This is a genomic window from Paenibacillus sp. NPDC056722 (genome assembly GCF_042790635.1).
Lineage (GTDB): Bacteria > Bacillota > Bacilli > Paenibacillales > Paenibacillaceae > Paenibacillus_AQ > Paenibacillus_AQ agri.
Map to the genome: position 1 here is coordinate 441,952 of NZ_JBHTYV010000001.1, position 17,875 is coordinate 459,826.

The 17,875-nt window shown below is 49.5% G+C and carries 14 protein-coding genes; 1 reads left to right on the forward strand and 13 read right to left on the reverse strand.

What is annotated here, in order from left to right; all coding sequences use genetic code 11:
• Together yfmF and sleB are read right to left on the reverse strand one after the other, a co-directional pair.
• On the reverse strand, nucleotides 1–1,242 hold the full coding sequence (gene yfmF / locus ACFRAM_RS02120; RefSeq protein WP_379464738.1) for an EF-P 5-aminopentanol modification-associated protein YfmF: 1,242 nt from the start codon (nucleotides 1,240–1,242) through the stop codon (nucleotides 1–3).
• A 202-nt stretch (nucleotides 1,243–1,444) separates the two neighbouring features.
• A complete protein-coding gene (gene sleB, locus ACFRAM_RS02125) occupies nucleotides 1,445–2,317 on the reverse strand; it encodes a spore cortex-lytic enzyme (protein WP_379464340.1) in 873 nt (290 codons plus the stop codon).
• 169 nt (nucleotides 2,318–2,486) lie between these two features.
• On the opposite strand from sleB, the gene ACFRAM_RS02130 reads away from it, so the two are divergent.
• Nucleotides 2,487–4,451: an ABC transporter substrate-binding protein gene (locus ACFRAM_RS02130; RefSeq protein ID WP_379464341.1), complete on the forward strand. Its 1,965-nt coding sequence runs from the start codon at nucleotides 2,487–2,489 to the stop codon at nucleotides 4,449–4,451.
• A gap of 122 nt (nucleotides 4,452–4,573) precedes the next feature.
• Here ACFRAM_RS02130 and ACFRAM_RS02135 read toward each other — a convergent pair whose 3' ends face one another.
• The 11 genes from ACFRAM_RS02135 to ACFRAM_RS02185 all read right to left on the reverse strand — a co-directional run bounded on the left by ACFRAM_RS02135 (nucleotide 4,574) and on the right by ACFRAM_RS02185 (nucleotide 17,821).
• Complete coding sequence (locus ACFRAM_RS02135) at nucleotides 4,574–7,240, reverse strand: FtsK/SpoIIIE family DNA translocase (protein ID WP_379464342.1); 2,667 nt, start codon at nucleotides 7,238–7,240, stop codon at nucleotides 4,574–4,576.
• 78 nt (nucleotides 7,241–7,318) lie between these two features.
• Nucleotides 7,319–7,531: a YlzJ-like family protein gene (locus tag ACFRAM_RS02140; protein ID WP_175371899.1), complete on the reverse strand. Its 213-nt coding sequence runs from the start codon at nucleotides 7,529–7,531 to the stop codon at nucleotides 7,319–7,321.
• Nucleotides 7,528–8,271, reverse strand: coding sequence for a ClpP family protease (locus tag ACFRAM_RS02145; protein ID WP_379464739.1), 744 nt, complete (start codon nucleotides 8,269–8,271; stop codon nucleotides 7,528–7,530). Before ACFRAM_RS02145 ends, ACFRAM_RS02140 begins: the two co-directional genes overlap by 4 nt.
• A gap of 309 nt (nucleotides 8,272–8,580) precedes the next feature.
• Entirely contained in the window at nucleotides 8,581–10,260 is a 1,680-nt protein-coding gene (locus ACFRAM_RS02150) for a ribonuclease J (protein WP_175371900.1), read from the reverse strand.
• Between the two features lie 630 nt (nucleotides 10,261–10,890).
• A complete protein-coding gene (gene dapA / locus ACFRAM_RS02155; protein WP_379464343.1) occupies nucleotides 10,891–11,766 on the reverse strand; it encodes a 4-hydroxy-tetrahydrodipicolinate synthase in 876 nt (291 codons plus the stop codon).
• A 14-nt stretch (nucleotides 11,767–11,780) separates the two neighbouring features.
• Nucleotides 11,781–13,001: an aspartate kinase gene (dapG, locus tag ACFRAM_RS02160; RefSeq protein WP_175371902.1), complete on the reverse strand. Its 1,221-nt coding sequence runs from the start codon at nucleotides 12,999–13,001 to the stop codon at nucleotides 11,781–11,783.
• A 280-nt stretch (nucleotides 13,002–13,281) separates the two neighbouring features.
• Entirely contained in the window at nucleotides 13,282–13,878 is a 597-nt protein-coding gene (locus ACFRAM_RS02165) for a dipicolinate synthase subunit B (protein ID WP_066362032.1), read from the reverse strand.
• Nucleotides 13,878–14,774, reverse strand: a complete 897-nt coding sequence (gene dpsA, locus ACFRAM_RS02170; RefSeq protein ID WP_175371903.1) for a dipicolinate synthase subunit DpsA — start codon at nucleotides 14,772–14,774, stop codon at nucleotides 13,878–13,880. Before dpsA ends, ACFRAM_RS02165 begins: the two co-directional genes overlap by 1 nt.
• Nucleotides 14,775–15,065: 291 nt before the next feature.
• Nucleotides 15,066–15,518, reverse strand: coding sequence for a dUTP diphosphatase (gene dut / locus ACFRAM_RS02175; protein ID WP_217622374.1), 453 nt, complete (start codon nucleotides 15,516–15,518; stop codon nucleotides 15,066–15,068).
• Nucleotides 15,487–16,755 carry a M16 family metallopeptidase gene (locus ACFRAM_RS02180; RefSeq protein ID WP_175371904.1) on the reverse strand — a complete coding sequence of 423 codons (1,269 nt, stop codon included), beginning with the start codon at nucleotides 16,753–16,755 and terminating at the stop codon, nucleotides 15,487–15,489. The genes dut and ACFRAM_RS02180 overlap by 32 nt, the downstream gene beginning before the upstream one ends.
• Nucleotides 16,756–16,837: 82 nt before the next feature.
• Nucleotides 16,838–17,821, reverse strand: coding sequence for a polysaccharide deacetylase family protein (locus ACFRAM_RS02185; RefSeq protein ID WP_379464344.1), 984 nt, complete (start codon nucleotides 17,819–17,821; stop codon nucleotides 16,838–16,840).
• Nucleotides 17,822–17,875: the final 54 nt, after the last annotated feature.

A 17,875-nucleotide genomic window follows, 5' to 3' on the forward strand; every position in this document is an offset into this window, starting at 1 on the left:
CTATTCCTCCTTCTGCCCTGTCAGGAAATAAATCGTGTCGAGTTGGAACGATTCCGCAGCGGCCTTAACATCGCCAGATCCGATTTGTTCCACTTGCGTCAGCAGTTCCTGCGCAGACCGGTCTTTTCCGGAAAACTGGCGGTTAAAATCAAATGAAATCAGCTCAAAAGCGGAATCCTGAATCTCCGAGAGCAAATTGCGAATCATTGCTTTGGTCTGATTCAGTTCCAGATCGCTAATGTTACCGCGTTTCAGCTCGTCAAGCTGTTGGCGGATAATATCTACCGCTTTGCTGTAATTCTGAATCTCAATACCGGACTGAATCGTTCCGATCCCTTTATGTCCGTCATAACGGGAAGAAGCGTAATAAGCGAGACTCTCCTTCTCACGCACATTAACGAAGAGCTTGGAATGCGGGTAGCCGCCCAAAATCCCGTTATACATCAAGGCTGACGCATAAGTATCGTCCTTATAAGTAATTGAAGTGCGCAACCCCATATTCAGCTTGCCTTGACTGACATCCAGCTTCTCCTCTATCGTACGGACTTCACTTACGGATACCGGAGTGAAATTGGAAGAATACGCTGCGACAGCAGCATCGCTACGGCCGAAATGACGCTTAACCAGCTTCTCTACCTCTTCCGGGGTCGTATCTCCTACCACATAAAGATCCAGGATCGCTCCATCCAGCCAAGAGTTGTATGACTTATACAGACTCTCCGGCGTAATGCCGTCTAGATCAGCGCGTTGTCCCAGCGGGTGCAAGCGGTAAGGTTCATTGCGGCACATTTCTTCGATACAGCGTTCAGCCGCATAGCGGATTTTATCGTTCACGATAGCTTCCAGCTTCTTGCGGACCGTTTCCCGCTCTGTAGCAACATAGGACGGACGGAAAGTTCCGTTCTCCAGCGCGGGCTTCGTCAAAACTTCGCCCAGAAACGCAAAGGACTCACCCAGAAGGCTTTCCTTACTTTGGACAAAGGAATCATTGATCGTATCCATCCGGAACTGCACGATCTGGTAATCGCCTCTTTTGTATACATCAAAACCGAAACCCGCGCCATACAGCTCTTCCAGCTGCTCACGGAACTGAGTCGTCTCCGGGTAGGAGGCCGTACCTCTACGCAGCACGAAAGGAACCAGCGCTGTTGGAGTTACGGTATCTTCTTTGAGCGGAACGCCGGCATAAAGTGAGATGGCGAAGGTCTTGAACGCCTTCGTCGGCAATACGTGAATACGCATGCCTGCGACGCTGCCATGTTGAAAACCATTATTAGTCAAGTCCAAAACTCCTTTACGGCGTAGATAAATGCTATACATCATGTTTATGAAGTACTTTCCATTCTAAACCATTCCAAAGTAAGGAAGCAACCGAAGGTTAGGCTCCGGTTGCTCTTACGGATTATTCAGCTTAAGCCTGCATTAGCGGGCGGTCAGTGCTCTTTTACATACAAAAGATGTGCTGCCCGATGGTCTTCACCTGCGGACGAGTCCAAATCCATTTGGAGGTCGCCGTCTTCGGGTTGAAATAATACAGACATCCCCCGGATGGGTCCCAGCCATTGAGGGCCTGCTGCACAGCTTTGCGCGCTTGTTCATTCGGCTCCAGATAAATCTGGCCGTCGGCTACGGCTGTGAATGCACCAGGCTGAAAGATTACACCGGACGGCGTGTTAGGAAAGCTTGGTGACTTCACACGGTTCAGAATAACGGCAGCAACTGCGACCTGACCTTCAAAAGGCTCACCGCGGGATTCCCCGTATACGGCATTCGCCATAATCTTAAGATCATTTTCCGAGAGGCCCATCGTGTTGCCCGACGACAGTTCTGCAGTATTATTCGAATTATTATCTGCTTTCCCCTCGCCCCCTCCACCACTCGGAGCCTTGGAGGCAGTACCGGTTGGCGGTTCCGTTGGCCTCCAGTCCTTTGTCGCGTTATACAGCTTCAGTTTAGTTTTGGCACCTACAACACCATCAGCCGGCATACCGAATTTCCACTGAAACCACTTCACAGATTCCAGAGTTGTAGATCCAAATTGGCTGTCTATCGCTCCTGCATAATAACCCAGGAATTTCAAGCGGCCCTGCAGCTCGTATACATCTTTGCCGGAAGCTCCGTATTTAACAGTTGTTGTGCTAAAAGCCGGTAAAGCTTCCTGCTCATAGTTGCTCACCTCTTGGGAAGGAGAAGCGCTGTTGCTCTCCACGTTACGTGCTGCGGCGCTCTTTTGACTGAACATGATGCTGTTTGCAAAAGGGGCGGTGGTTATAGCAAGGGTCAGTACGGCAAGTAACCATAGCTTCTTATTCTTCATAGGGCATCGCTCTACCTTTCTCTTGTAAGTTCTGCATGGATGGCTAAAGTTATTATGACGACTGTCAGCTCTTCCTATGCATGGCAATGGAGAAGGGTCAGGAATTCGTTGCTAATGAGAATGGTTATCATCTATACTGGAATAAAGTAACCTGGGGGTAAAAGACTACATGCACCTGAAAGATCATTTAATATTGTGGAATCATGCCCACATTAAAATCATGGATATTCGCCGCACTACACTTAACGCCGGGGATAACGCACCTCCCTATCGTTTACCATCCAGCGCTTTCCTGTACGCAGCACGCGGCGGAGCCCGTGTGATGCTGGATAAACATTCGTATCAATTCAACCACGCCCATGTTCTTCATGGCGGAAAGGGAACGCTCGTTGAGCTTTTTCTTGAGGAGGACGAACTTGAATTTGAATATGTTTTAATTTTATATAGAGCGATCCTTGCGCTTCCAGCAGGTAAGGAACTGGTTGCTCTGATGGAACAAAATAATCCGTTTCACTGCCAATACGGCTTTGAACCAACAAGCGCGACCTCGTTGTATCAAAAGACAGAGAGTATGTTAAGCAATTGGGACAGTGGCGGTCTGCTGGAGCAGCTTCAAGTCAAAACGCTTTTCTATCAGTGGGTGTACGAACTTGCATGGCAGCTCCATGTTCAGGGAATCAAGCTTATGAAGCCGGACTTGCTGAACCTGGCCATACGATATATGGAGGAAAATTATCATGAGCCTCTAAGTATAGAACAATTGGCTGAAGCTATCGGCAGCAGTCCAAGAACATTATCCCGCTTGTTCCGGGCTCAGCTACAATGCAGCCCTTCCCGCTACTTGACCGAGATCCGCATGAAGCAAGCCCGAACTCTATTGCTGAAGACGGACGCCACCCTTGAGCAAATCGCACTCGGTACGGGATATTCAGATGCGTATTCTTTTGGAAAAATGTTCAAGAAACATTTCGGAATCTCTCCCGTTCGCTTCAAAAATAATGCCTCTGCGCCACATATATGGCCGGATATGACATTGGGACAGGCCCGAAATGACATTGTTTCACCTCTCTTCCTCCGATATATTGATAATGATAATCATGATCAATATAGAACAAAAGGAGAGTCACACATGTACAGAAATACTAAACCATCCCTCTTGCTAATGCTGATGTTATGCTTCAGCATCCTGCTCGGCGCTTGCTCGCCGGCACCAGCTAATAACACAGCTTCCCCCTCCCCTTCAGCATCTGCCACGGCTGTAGCGGACTCAGGAAATACTGACCAGAATACGCCTGCTGAAGCACAGACCCGCACCGTATCTACGATTAAGGGCGATATTGAAGTGCCCCTTCATCCGCAGCGGATCGTCGTTCTATACTTGCTGGGCGATGTACTGGCACTGGGCATTAAACCGGTTGGCGTCTCCGATGTATCTGAGGGTGCAGCTTTTGAAAATGAACTTAAAGATGTGCAGAAGCTGGGTACCTGGTTCGAAGCCAGCCCGGAGGCGGTACTTGATCTCAATCCTGATCTGATCATCGTGCCATCCGAAGAGACTTACCAGGCACTGCACCAAATTGCACCTACTGTTCTCATCCCTTATGAAAAAATGACTGCAGAGGAACGCGTGGCTATGATTGGTGAAGTCGTAGGCAAAAAAGATGAAGCCCAAAGCCTCTTCGATGATTTCCATAAAAAGGTTGAAGAGAGCAAACAAAAGCTGCAAGCTGCTGGAATTCTGGACAAGACCGTGTCCATTATGGAAGGCGGTAAAGACCGCAGCATGGCTGTTGTTAACAGCAGGCAGTTCGGCCGGGGTTCACAGGTGGTGTACGAATATTTGGGCATGAAAGCACCTGAATTGATTCAGCAGAAAATTGATGTTTCAACAGGTGCAGAAGCGGAATCAATATCGTTCGAGGTACTTGCCAAGTATAGCGGTGACTATATTTTCCGTTCGTCCTATAATGGCATGGCTGATCTTACAAGTGACCCGCTCTGGAACAGCATTCCAGCGGTCAAAAATGGACATTTGCTCCCAATCGATTTCGGATTGTCATACTACAATGATATTTACTCCCTTAATGCCCAGCTTGACTATATCGTGAACAGTCTTCTAGCTACAGTAAAATAAACTTGCTTAACAGGGTAACAACGTTGCTTCCTATAAAGGTTAAAAAAGGCCCGCTTCAGAACAGGTTATCCTGTCCTGGAGCGGGCTTTCTCATGTTGTTGTTCAATGCGTCAACAGTTCTGTTATGAACTGATCCGGTTATGCTGATACTGTTCCAACGAGACCAGCACCTCACGCGGCTTGCTGCCCTCGTAAGGGCCGATCACCCCGCGGGCCTCCATAGAGTCAATTAAGCGCGCAGCGCGGGTGTAGCCGACTCTCATGCGGCGCTGAAGCAGGGATACGGATGCTTGCTTGGCTTCAAGAACAATTTGTACCGCTTGGTCGTACAATTCATCTTGCGGTTCATCCTCTTGGGCTCCGCTATCATCGATCTCAGGCACAATGGATTCATCATAGGTGGCTTCACCCTGACTGCTGACGTAATGTACAATCGTTTCCACCTCTTGATCGCTCATAAAGGCTCCCTGAACGCGAATAGGCTTGGAGGAGCCCATCGGCATAAACAACATGTCTCCCCGACCTAGCAGCTTCTCTGCGCCAGCCATATCAAGAATGGTCCGCGAATCCACCTGTGAGGATACGCCAAAGGCGATCCGTGATGGAATATTCGCTTTGATCACACCAGTAATAACATCCACTGAAGGACGCTGGGTCGCGATGATCAAGTGTATTCCCGCCGCCCGGGCCATTTGTGCCAGCCGGCAGATGGCATCCTCCACATCGTTCGCGGCTACCATCATGAGATCGGCAAGCTCGTCCACAATAACAACGATATACGGCAGTACAGCGGCCGGATTGTCCTTCATCAGATTGTTATAGCCTTCCATGTTCCGGGTACCGGATTTGGAAAACAGCTCATACCGTTTTTCCATCTCCACTACAATTTTCTTCAAGGCCAGGCTAGCCCGCTTCGGATCAGTGACAACCGGAGCCATAAGATGCGGTATCCCGTTGTAAATATTCAGTTCCACCATCTTGGGATCGACCATCAGGAACTTAACTTCATTAGGCTTCGCTTTATATAAAATACTGGTAATAATACCGTTAATACAAACCGATTTACCAGAGCCGGTGGCACCGGCCACCAGCAAGTGGGGCATCTTCGCCAGATTGCCGATAATCGTCTGTCCGGAAATATCCCGTCCAAAGGCAATGGATAGCTTGGACTCTGCTTCGGTGAAGGTCTGGGTCTCCATGACCTCGCGCATGGTGACCACGGATACTTCCGGATTCGGCACCTCAATCCCGATCGCAGATTTACCCGGAATCGGTGCCTCCATACGAATATCCTTAGCCGCCAGAGCCAATGCGATATCATCCGTGAGGTTTACGATTCGGCTCACCTTCACCCCGATATCCGGCTGTATCTCGTAACGCGTAACCGCAGGACCGCGTACCACTTCTAACACCTTGGCTCGAACTCCGAAGCTCTCCAGCGTAGCTTCCAGCTTGCGGGCTGTCTGCATATAATCATTCTGGTCTCCAGCTTTGCCGCCATTATTCGGTTTCGACAAGAGCCTGAATGAAGGCAGCTTGTACGGCTTCGGAGGTGGTGGTGGCGGAGAAGCAGGCAGAGTTCCTCCCTCTTCGGTCATATCCGAAACTGGCGCGGTCACAAGCCCCTCTACTTCGGCAAGGCCCGGCGATCCCTCTGCGGCATTAGCTCTGAATGTCTCGCTGACATCTGCCTCGGGATCAGCAATAATTTCCGGCTCCTGTAAACCTGTCTTGATACCGTTTCTTGCTGCCGGAGAGAATTCGCTCCACTCCTCACGATCCTCGTCGTTCAAGCCTTCCGTACGGATATGCTGGAAGAAATCACGAATAATTGGTGTGTCAAAGGCCTCATCGTCGAAATCCTCCTCCACTTCGTCATACGGAGAAACAGGTACCCCTGAGGATAGCCCTGAGATAATCGGACCGTCAGCAGGATTATATTCAATATCTTCGCCTTTTACTGGAATTCCCGTCCCTTGCTCACGCGAAGCACCAGAGGTCCACTGCGAGATCTTCTGGAACAACAGCGGTGCCTTCCGTCTCGGCAGCTGCTGCTCATCCTCCTCGTCATCCTCGATCTCTTGAGGAACTTGACGCGGAGCAGAAGCTTTGGCCCGGGAAGGCTTGGCCGATACAGGCACAGCCTGCGGACGGTTAGCCGCACGCTTGCGCAGATCCTCAGCAAGCTTAACCGCACGAACACGCAACAGCATAAACAGCTCTACATAGGACAGATTGGTGATTAACATGAAGCTGATCGCCAGCATCACAATCATTAACAGCTTGGCTCCGAGACTTCCGAAGAGCCACAAAAGAGTCGCATATTCGAGACCGCCCAGATATCCTCCACTGATATCTTTACCCAGCATATATACACTGCTGCTATTAGCTGCAGGAGTAAGTGAGCCATTAAGGTCATTATGTATTTGGGTGAACACATTCCCTGGATGCAGCATATTTAGCGGTCCAAGCTTCTGCTCCATCGCAGAAATAGTGCTCATCAAGGTCATAGACATTACAAGAAGCAGTACACCGGTATGGCGACTGTTCCAGGTAGATGGCCATCTCCTGTGAATCATCACCATTAGACCTAAAAATATGCCAACCAGTGGCAGCACAAAATAAAATCTGCCAAGCAAATAGCCGGCCAGGCTGGAAAGAGAACGTCCCACTGCAGCCTCTCCGGATAATGCAATGACAGATATGGTGATGAGCATAATTCCATAGATTTCATATTTTAGAACACTGCCCAGCAGCGCTTTTTTCTTCTTCTGTTTACGTTTAGCCACACCATACACCCCCGGAACAACATTATACCATATAATGGCGTGGCGTACCTATGTTCTGTTTTGTCATATATTGAGTAATTATGTTAATGAAATAATCGCTCCGGGGGCGAGCGAAGAATCAAGATATGTGGCAAGCGGACAATTCAGCAGCCTTACAATTCGCGCACGTCCTTCGTCTAGAGGCTCCACCTGCATAAGCATGCCCTGATAGTGGACTTCAAGCTGTCCTGAACCGGTAGTTAATGCGCCCTCCCACACCTGCTCCATAGGCATCACTGTAAACAAGGTCATTGTGGTATCCCTCCATGCAGCGGTGCGTTCGTACCCGCCGTCGTGGGACCTGATCGTTCCGCAATCATGCTATTAAGACGACTAAGGGCCGCACCAATTCCTCCAACCTCATCCATCAGCCCGTATCGCACTGCATCCAACCCGCCGACAGCTGTTCCTATATCCCGGTTGAGTTCTCCTGTTTTGAACATCAGATCTTTAAATTGTTCCTCCGTAATACGGGAATGGGAAGTGACGAATTTGACTACACGCTCCTGCATTTTCTCCATGTACTCAAAAGTTTGGGGCACGCCGATGACAAGTCCGTTCATGCGAATCGGATGAATAGTCATCGTAGCACTCTCCGCGATGATTGAATAACTGGAGGCTACAGCAATCGGAACGCCGATGCTATGTCCGCCACCAATCACAACCGTCACCGTCGGCTTGGTCAGCGAAGCAATCATTTCCGCAATAGCCAGTCCAGCCTCGACATCGCCGCCTACGGTATTGAGAATAATCAGCAGGCCATGGATACTTTTGTTCTGCTCAGCGGCTACAAGTTGCGGAATGATATGCTCATATTTGGTTGTTTTATTATGCGGAGGCATGACAATATGCCCTTCAATTTGCCCGATAATGGTGATGCAAAAAATATCCGGTTCCGCTACCGGAACAGCCGTCTGTCCCAGTTCCTTCAATGTTCCTACGGCACCGGGAGGAAGTGCCTGCCCTGGCTCTGGTGCATCCTGCCCTGGCATGGTTTCCTCATTGCTCCCCGCATTGCTACCTGTCATATTATTCATGATTCCTGACACGCCCTTTCCGTTAAGTGCTTCAGTCATATTAACTATCCTAGTATGACATTTCAGGGCACCCTGTTATTCAGCGGCTTTAAATACAGACCCATACCAAGGCATGAAACTGCAACGCAAGACAGTAAAAAAAAGCATCACCGTAATAAATTTTGCTGAAATGGGCGCAAAAAAGCCTCTTTCACCCTGGAAACCGTCCAATATTTCCGGGAGAAAGAGGCTTGATTTATAAGTTATACTGAAAGAAAATGTATATTACACTTCCATGATAATTGGCAGGATCATCGGTCTGCGGCGTGTTTGCTCATAGAGGAAACGGCCGAGCGAATCTTTAACACTGGTCTTGAGGGATGCCCACTCATTGACCTTCTCACTCATCAGGCGTTGAAGCGTGCTGGAGACGATCCGGTTCGCTTCATCCAGAAGTCCTTCCGATTCCCGCACATATACGAATCCGCGCGAGATAATGTCAGGTCCGGAGACAATCGCCCCGTTTTGCTTGCTTAGGGTAACTACAACTACAAGAATACCATCCTGAGACAGCAGCTTGCGGTCACGCAATACGATGTTACCCACATCACCTACACCCAGACCATCGATCAGTACGTTGCCGGCAGTTACTTTACCTGCTTTGCGTGCTGCTCCGCCCTGGATCTCAACAACTTCACCAATTTCTGTGATGAAAATGTTCGCTGGGTCTACACCCACGGACTCTGCCAGAAGCGCATGTCTGCGTTGCATACGGAATTCACCGTGGATCGGCAAGAAATACTTCGGCTGCATCAGGTTAAGCATTAGTTTCAGCTCTTCCTGGCTACCGTGACCGGATACGTGAACGCCGGAATTGGAGCCGCTATAAATAACGTTGGCACCAAGACGGAACAGTTCATCAATGGTACGGCCTACGTACTTCTCATTACCCGGTACCGGAGTTGCCGCAATAATAACGGTATCTCCCGGCAGGATATCCACCTTACGGTGGCTGGAGCGTGCCATACGAGTCAATGCTGACATTGGCTCGCCTTGGCTACCCGTGCACAATACCACTACGCGGTTAGCAGCCATCCGGTTCATTTCTTCAGGCTCAATCAGCATACCATCCGGTACATGCAAATAACCAAGCTCAGAAGCGATAGATACAACATTAACCATGCTGCGTCCGATAACTGTAATTTTACGTCCAGTGGATTCAGCGGCGTTCACAACTTGCTGGATACGGTGTACGTTGGAAGCAAAAGTTGCAACCACAACACGTTGCTCTGCCTTGCGGAAAATATCTTCAAGCACGATGCCGACATTCTTCTCCGAAGGTGTAAATCCCGGTTTCTCAGCATTGGTACTGTCGGACATCAGAGCGAGTACGCCCTTGCGGCCGATTTCAGCCATCCGGTGCAGGTTCGCAAATTGACCATTGACTGGGGTGTGGTCGAATTTGAAGTCACCTGTGTGCACGACATTACCTTCTGGTGTTTCGATGCATACGCCGACAGAGTCGGGAATACTATGGTTGGTTCTAAAGAAGGTTGCCTTCAGTGAGTTCCCCAGTTGGATCTCTGAATCTTCGTTGATCAGAATCCGTTTGGTTTCACCCAGCAGATTAGCTTCTTTAAGCTTGTTCTCGACAAGGCCCAAAGTCAGTCTGGTTCCGTATACCGGAACGTTCAAATTCTTCAGGACATAAGGAAGACCGCCGATGTGATCTTCGTGTCCGTGTGTCAGCACGATTCCTCTTACCTTGTCGCGGTTCTCTGTCAAATACGAGATATCCGGAATGACGATATCAATGCCGAGCATATCCTCTTCCGGGAACTTCAAACCCGCATCAACTACGACGATGTCGGAACCATATTGAACGACATACATATTCTTACCAATTTCTCCGACTCCGCCCAAAGCGAAAATCGTTAATTTATCATTGTTATTTTTCTTGGACAAATGAATCTAACCCTCCTATGATGTTGGACGTCATACATTTTATTTTTTAAATACTGAAACTTCATTATTTCAGCGGCGTTGAATACATTCTGTAAATGAATACATTCTTCAAACAGCCGATAGCTTCCACTCAATCGACAGGAAAATTCCGTAAGACCTTATATAAACATGCAATGCGAAAGCTCCCGAACCCGGGCAATGAAGTGCACCATTGAAGCGGTCAAACCGTCAAAATTCACCGCCGCGCCCCTTGCGCGAAGCCCCTGCCATGCTCTGAACAGACTTATTCAAGGACCTATCCTGTCTCACAATGTATAACATTGACGGAAGATTACCGCATATTTAATTTTAACCGCACCCAGTCACTTAACATCATTATACATGATTTTTTTGGCAAAAGACAAGTCGTCCAATCCGTATCTCTATTCTTTCCTCAAAACATCGCCATTATTTTATAAAAAAACGCCCTTCATATTGTAAAAAACCGGCTCCCCACATGGAGAACCGGTTGAAGATAGTCATCTTTTGTTACAAATCTAAAGATTGAACTTATGATTCTTACTTAAGGTTAAATCCTCATCGCGGGAAAATGTTTGGACTTCCAGCCGCTGTTGTCTCCTTTCACGACTATCAGTTCAGGAGAGCTTCAATAAACGCGGCCTCTTCCTCTGTCGGGCCAATAAGCGGAAGTCTTACGGAGCCCACATTCACACCTTTAAGACCCAGTGCGTATTTCACAGCTGCGGGATTCGGCAATGGCTGGGGGGACTCGAACAAGCCCTTGAAAACCGGGAACAGCTTCCGATGAAGCTCCCCAGCACGCCGTACATTCCCTGAATTATACGTCTCAATCATCTCCAACATCTCGGAGCCGACAATGTGGCTTGCCACACTGATAATGCCATGACCACCCACAGCCAGTGCTGCCAGCCCTGCAGAATCATCGCCAGTGTACACATGGAAATCCTCCGGACAAGCCGCGACTATCCAGGTAATCTGGTCTACCGAAGCACATTCCTTGGTGGCAACGATATTCGGTATTTCTGCAAGCCTCAGCGTTGTAGCCGCGCTTAGACTGACTCCAGTCCGACTAGGCACATTGTACAGAATAACCGGAAGTTCCGTCTCCCTGGCAATGGCCGCAAAATGCTGATACAGCCCTTCCTGGTTAGGCTTGTTGTAATACGGCACTACCACCAGTACGCCATCTACGCCGATCCGCTCCGCTTCCTTCGTCAGATGAACAGAGTGCTTCGTGTTGTTACTGCCTGTACCAGCAATAATTTTGCAGCGTCCACGAGCTTTTTCCAATACGAATTCAAAAAGCTTCAGCTTCTCCTCATCACTTAAGGTCGGAGATTCGCCAGTTGTCCCGCAAACGACCAGACCCTCGGATTTCTGCTCTTCAATCAAATAATCAACGAGCCGCGAAGTTTCTTCCCAATTGATTTCTCCCGCTTCGTCGAAGGGGGTGACCATTGCTGTAATCAATCTCCCGAAATCCATTTTGAATTCCTCCTTTAACGGTGTAATTCAAACTTGGCATGCAGCGCTCGCAGCGACTGTACCATGTCTTCCTTCTTCACGAGCACCCAAATGGTTGTGTTGGAATCCGCTGACTGCAAAATCTGAATGTTCTGCGAACTGAGCGCCTCCACGATCTGCGCCATAATGCCGGGAACACCATTAATCCCGCCGCCAATGACGGATACCTTGGCACACCCGGACAAGCTCTTCGGACGAAGACCCAGCTCCTGCAGCGCTGCGATAGCTTTCTCAGAATGATCATCAAAGACCGTATAGAGAGCTTCGGTAGGAGTGACATTAATAAAATCAACGCTGATTCCGTTGTCCGCCATGCTTTTGAAAATCTGCAGCTGCATTCCCGTCCCGTTTCCATCCGGACATTCCACCGAAATCTGCGTCACATTGCTGACATAAGCGATCCCGGTAACAAAACGGTCTACGATACCTGCCTGCACATCATTGAAGCCCTCAGGATGCGTAACCAAAGTCCCTTCCGTATCGGAGAAGGTAGAACGCACACGCACGGGAATTTGCGCCTGCATGGCGATTTCCACAGCCCGTGGATGAATAACCTTCGCTCCCTGATGGGCCATATTGCAGATCTCCGTATAGCTGACAATGGTCAAAGGCTTAGCATCCTCGACTATACGAGGGTCTGCTGTCAGAATTCCGTTCACATCGGTGTAGATATCGACCATATCTGCACGTAGCGCCGCCCCGAGCGCAGTTGCCGATGTATCGCTTCCGCCTCGTCCAAGCGTTGTGAAATCTCCGGCTTCTGTCTGTCCCTGAAACCCGGTTACAATGACTACTTTCTGGTCTCTGAGTTCACGAAGAATACGCTCCGGCCGCACATCCAGAATTCTGGCATTGCCATAGCTGTTGTCCGTCACGAACCCTGCTTGGGCTCCGGTCAGCACCGTTGAAGGAATACCCTCATTCTCCAGTAACCCGCAGAGCGTCGTGGCGGAGATAATCTCCCCACAGCACATCAGCAGATCCTTCTCACGGTCACCAAGCGCGTTACCGTTCTGAACAGCCCAATCCAGCAGTGTATCTGTGGCATAGGGCTCCCCACGTCGTCCCATGGCCGAGACCACAATCACCAGATTATACCCGCTAGCCAGTTCCCGTTTGACATGACGGATGACATGCTCTCTCGCCTGAGGCGTGGAGAGTGACGTTCCACCAAATTTTTGCACCAAAATACCCATGTATTATTCCTCCATTACTATCGAAGCAAGCACACTAATAAATACGCAGAAAGCAGGCTCTTTTAGAAGAGCAATGTTCGCTGCGAAAGTCGTGATTCAACGGTATATTGTTTGAAAAATGGTTGTACCGCCCTCGTAAATGAGGACGGCAGCAGCCGAGCTGTATAATTGTCAAGCGATGAAATCAACAATCGTCGATGGTCCGTGGCATCAACATTCACCACATCCCTTGTGCATCTCCCCTTCAAAAGTTAAAGGCAGTCTCAAATCGTTTCTTTAATTATGCTGAATGAAACCGTTCGATGATCATGGGCTGCAACTGATTTCCCTGCAGAGCGGCATAGCAGGCCTCCGGAATAAGTTCCATCCGGGCCACAAGTGAGTTAGGCTTGCCGTGGGGACTATCCTGGCCGAACGGTACAAAATAAATATTTTTGGTCACAAGCAGCTTCGCAATATTGGCAGCATTCAGACCCAGTCCGTCATTGGTGGAGATCGCCAGCACAAGCGGACGGCCGTTGCGCATCTGCGATTTCGCCGCCATTAATACAGGACTGTCCGTCATGGCGTTAGCCAGCTTGCTTGTGGTATTGCCTGTGCAGGGCGCAATCGTCAGCACATCCAGCAGCTTGGAAGGACCCAGCGGTTCCGCTTCAACAATTGTAGAAATGATATCATTCCCCGTTATATCTTTCAACTGTTTTAGCCAACTTTCCGATGTGCCAAACCGTGTGTCCGTTGCCAGTACCGATCCTGAAACGATGGGTACCACGTTCGCACCATCATCTATAAAGCGTTGGATCTGCGGCATTACCTCGGCAAAAGTGCAATGTGAGCCGGTAATGGCATACCCTACTGTTTTTCCGTGCCAGTTCATTATACATCCCCCCTGTTCAAAGTCCCGTCCGATATCGACTGTACCAGTGCATTCGCCATGATGATTCCGGCACTCCGTGGGGCAACGATTCCCGGCAGCCCGGGAGCCAGTAATGCCTTGATTCCTCGTTTCTCCGCATAGCGAAAATCACAACCACCCGGGGCAGAGGCCAAATCAACGATTAAGCAATGTCTGGGGATCCGGGACAGGACCTGGGCCGTAATGATCATGTCCGGAATCGTATTGAAGATCAGATCCGCCTCCGAAACATGGGCCACTAAATTGTCTGTCATAAAAGGCTCCCAGCCCATTTCCTCCGCCCTTGCATAATGCTCCTGTCTCCGAACGCCTACTTTCACCTTTGCCCCGAGCCCCTGGAGGCTCCGTGCCATCGTAAAACCAGTTCTTCCAATTCCCAGAACCATGGATTTGGATCCATGAATGGTAAAATCCGTATTCTGAATCGCCATGACCAGTGCTCCTTCCGCCGTGGGAATGGAGTTATAAATCGCCACATCATCACGGCCAAGCAGTTCGATCAGCTTCAATTCATGTTTAGTACACAGCCTGCGCAGATAGTTTTTCGCCATTCCGGTATAGATGCTACAATGTGGCGGCAAAGCAGCTACGTGCTCCTCCAGCAGTTTAAGTGGCTCAGAAGAGAAAAGCGCACTAATATTGCCTTCATCATCACAGCTCACAGTTGGCAGCACGAGCACATCGGCATTTCCCAGCAGCGCCACTGACATTTGTTCCAGGCTCGCCCCCGGGCAAGGGGCTTCCCATTTATCGAACCCGGCAACGCTTACCGTTGCATCCATTTCCACACACTTCCGAATCACTTCCAATTGTCTTGCGTCCCCGCCCAGGAACACGATCCTGACGCCAGTAAGCATAGGGATGACGCTCCTTTCACATTACACTCCAAGGCTATAAGGCATCTTATGCTGGGCATTCGGGATGGGTGAAAAGCGGAGTAGAAATACCTGTAAAACCTGAATTTTGCAAAAGACAAACAGTAGTTGACACGCAGGGTTGATACGTTGAGGGATACGCCGACTTAATGTCCTGAGCTATCTCAATAAGTCCGCTAACAACGCAAAAAAAGCTCACGGAATGAGCTTTAAACAGCACAGCTCCCGTAAGCTTTTTCAAATATGTAGCTATTATTGTATCTTGTTTATCGTTTATTTCCCTGTATGCCCGAATCCGCCTTCACCACGAACGGTTGCAGACAGTTCCTCTACTTCAACCAGTGTCACTGCCGGCACCGCTTGGAAGACCATTTGGGCGATACGCTCATTACGAGCAATGGCAAACGGCTCCTGGCCTAAATTGATCAGCAGCACCTTGATTTCTCCGCGGTAATCGGCATCAATGGTGCCAGGCGTATTCAAGCAGGTAATACCGTGCTTCAGAGCCAAACCACTGCGTGGGCGAATCTGCGCCTCCAGTCCATCCGGCATGGCGAGCGAAATGCCCGTCGGAATTAACGCGCGTGCACCCGGCTCAAGTACGACATCACTGTCAACAGCAGCATAGAGATCGTAACCGGAGGCCTGTTCTGACATTTTACGTGGTAGGGATACATCCTCATTCCCTGGTTGTTTATGAATTTGAACGAAGTAAGACAAGATCATCTCTCCTAACATTAACTATAGCTTTATCTGTAGAGCCCACCATGGCCATGGCCAACGGCTCGGCGAACATGTTGTCCAGTACAGCGTTGATGTCATTCATCGTCACCTGCTGGATCTTGGCAATCATATCATCGAGCGTATCATGTCTGCCGAGCATCAGCTCATTTTTACCGATACGGTTCATTCTGCTGCTGGTGCTCTCAAGGCTGAGAATGAGGCTGCCCTTCATTTGCTCCTTGCCTTTGTCCAGCTCATCTTCACTGAGCCCCTTATCCGCAAGTTCATACAACATTTCTTTGGTTAGCTCCAAGACCTCTTTGGTCTGTTTAGGAGCAGTCCCGGCATACACGGTGAACAAGCCACTATCTGCCTGGGAGCTGTGGTAGGAATATACAGAGTAAGCCAGACCGCGCTTTTCCCGGATTTCCTGGAACATTCGCGAACTCATCCCTCCGCCAACCGCGTTGTTGATCAGCACCATTGCATATTGCAACGGGTCGCCGGAGCGAACGCCTGGAAGCGAGATACAGATATGATTCTGCTCTGTTTTTTTACGATGAAACAGCAGTTCTCCATGGAAATCCGGCACAGTCAGCGCTGCAGACGTTCCGTGGTTGTCGAACGAACCGAAATGCTGCTCCAGCAGATCAATCAGTTCGTCGTTGATATTCCCGGCCACACTGATCACTGTATTCTCTATCGTGTACTGTTCCTTCATATAGGCGCGGAGGTGATCTGGCGTCATCTCCAGCAAGCGTTCCTTCAGTCCCAGAATGGAATAAGCCAGCGGGTGGTCCTGGTAGGCCGCTTCGCACATCAGATCATGCACTAAATCATCCGGAGTATCCTCGCACATGGCGATTTCCTCCAGAATCACATTCTTCTCCTTAGCCAGTTCTTCAGCATCGAACTTGGAACGGAAAAACATATCAGCAAGCACATCCACCGCTATCGGCAAATGCTCATCCAACACTTTTGCATAATAACATGTATATTCTTTCGAGGTAAATGCGTTGACATTGCCGCCGATCGCATCGAACTTCTCTGCAATATCCTTGGCGCTATAACGGTCCGTCCCCTTAAAAAGCATATGTTCAACAAAATGGGAGATCCCGTTGTTCTCAGGCTTCTCATTCCTGGACCCCGTCTTGACCCAGATCCCGAAGGAAACGGAGCGTCCCGTAGGAATGGTCTCAGTGACTACCCGCAAACCGTTCGATAACACTATTTTTTCCAATTGAAAACCCTCCTGGCGTAACCCTGTTTCTATCTATAATGATATTTCCAACGTGCTTTTTATCGTACCAGAAATAGAACGCTCACTCAACTTCTGGGGGCAGAATGCGTTCCGCTGACAAGGTTTGACTAACCGTGCCGAGACTCAGCCCCTTCTTGCGGATGCCTTGTATCATGCCTCTCAGTGCCTTGGAGGAGGACGCCGTAGGGTGCATGAGCACCAGCGTACCCGGCTCTGCTTTAGACGTGATTTTGACAATGACAGATTCCGGAGAAGGATTGCGCCAATCCACCGTATCCAGGGTCCACAGCACAGTTTTGAGTCCCAGACTTGCAGCAATCTCTACGGTTTGCTGGTTGAAATCCCCCGACGGCGGAGCGAACCATTTGTTCGTAACCCCCAGCGTCTGCTTCAGCAGCTTCTGCGTTTTCTCAATTTCAGCTGTGGCCCGCGCATGACTCAAACTGCTCATATTAGGATGTGTATAGGCATGGTTCTCCATCTCATGACCGCGTTTTTGCATTTCTGCAGCCAGCTCCGGATTTTTGCTCAGCCAGCTCCCATCCAGAAAGAACGTCACCTTCACTTTTTCTTCATCCAAAATATCCAGCATCGGAATAATATATTCATTGCCCCAAGCCACATTGATCATCAGTGAGACCATCGGCTTGCCTGGATTTCCCCTGAAGATTGGCTGTGCCCCGAGATCATCCAAGGATACTTTGGGCGTGATTTGTCGGTATACATATTTAAGCGGCTCTTTGGGCTGCAAAAGCGCATTCCTGTAGGTGGATTCCACATCCACTTCCAGACCATTGTAACCGGGAATGGCTTTCCATACCCTGTCCAGCACTGCATCCACCGGTGGAGCGGAGAGCTTGACCGCATTGGCCTCGATCTGGCTTCGTAAATCATCATGCGCTATGGCTGACTCGTCCTTCCACACGGCCAATCCTTCCTGCGGCTTCAACTGGACCAGCATGTCCTTCACAGGGCCGTTCGTGCTCCCTATTCCAATAATTATAGCAATGCAGGCCAGCACGAGTGCGACCTTTTCCGTCTTCATGATCCTTTCCTCCTCCGGCACAAACCAATCTCTCCTGCACATCGCTGTGCAGGG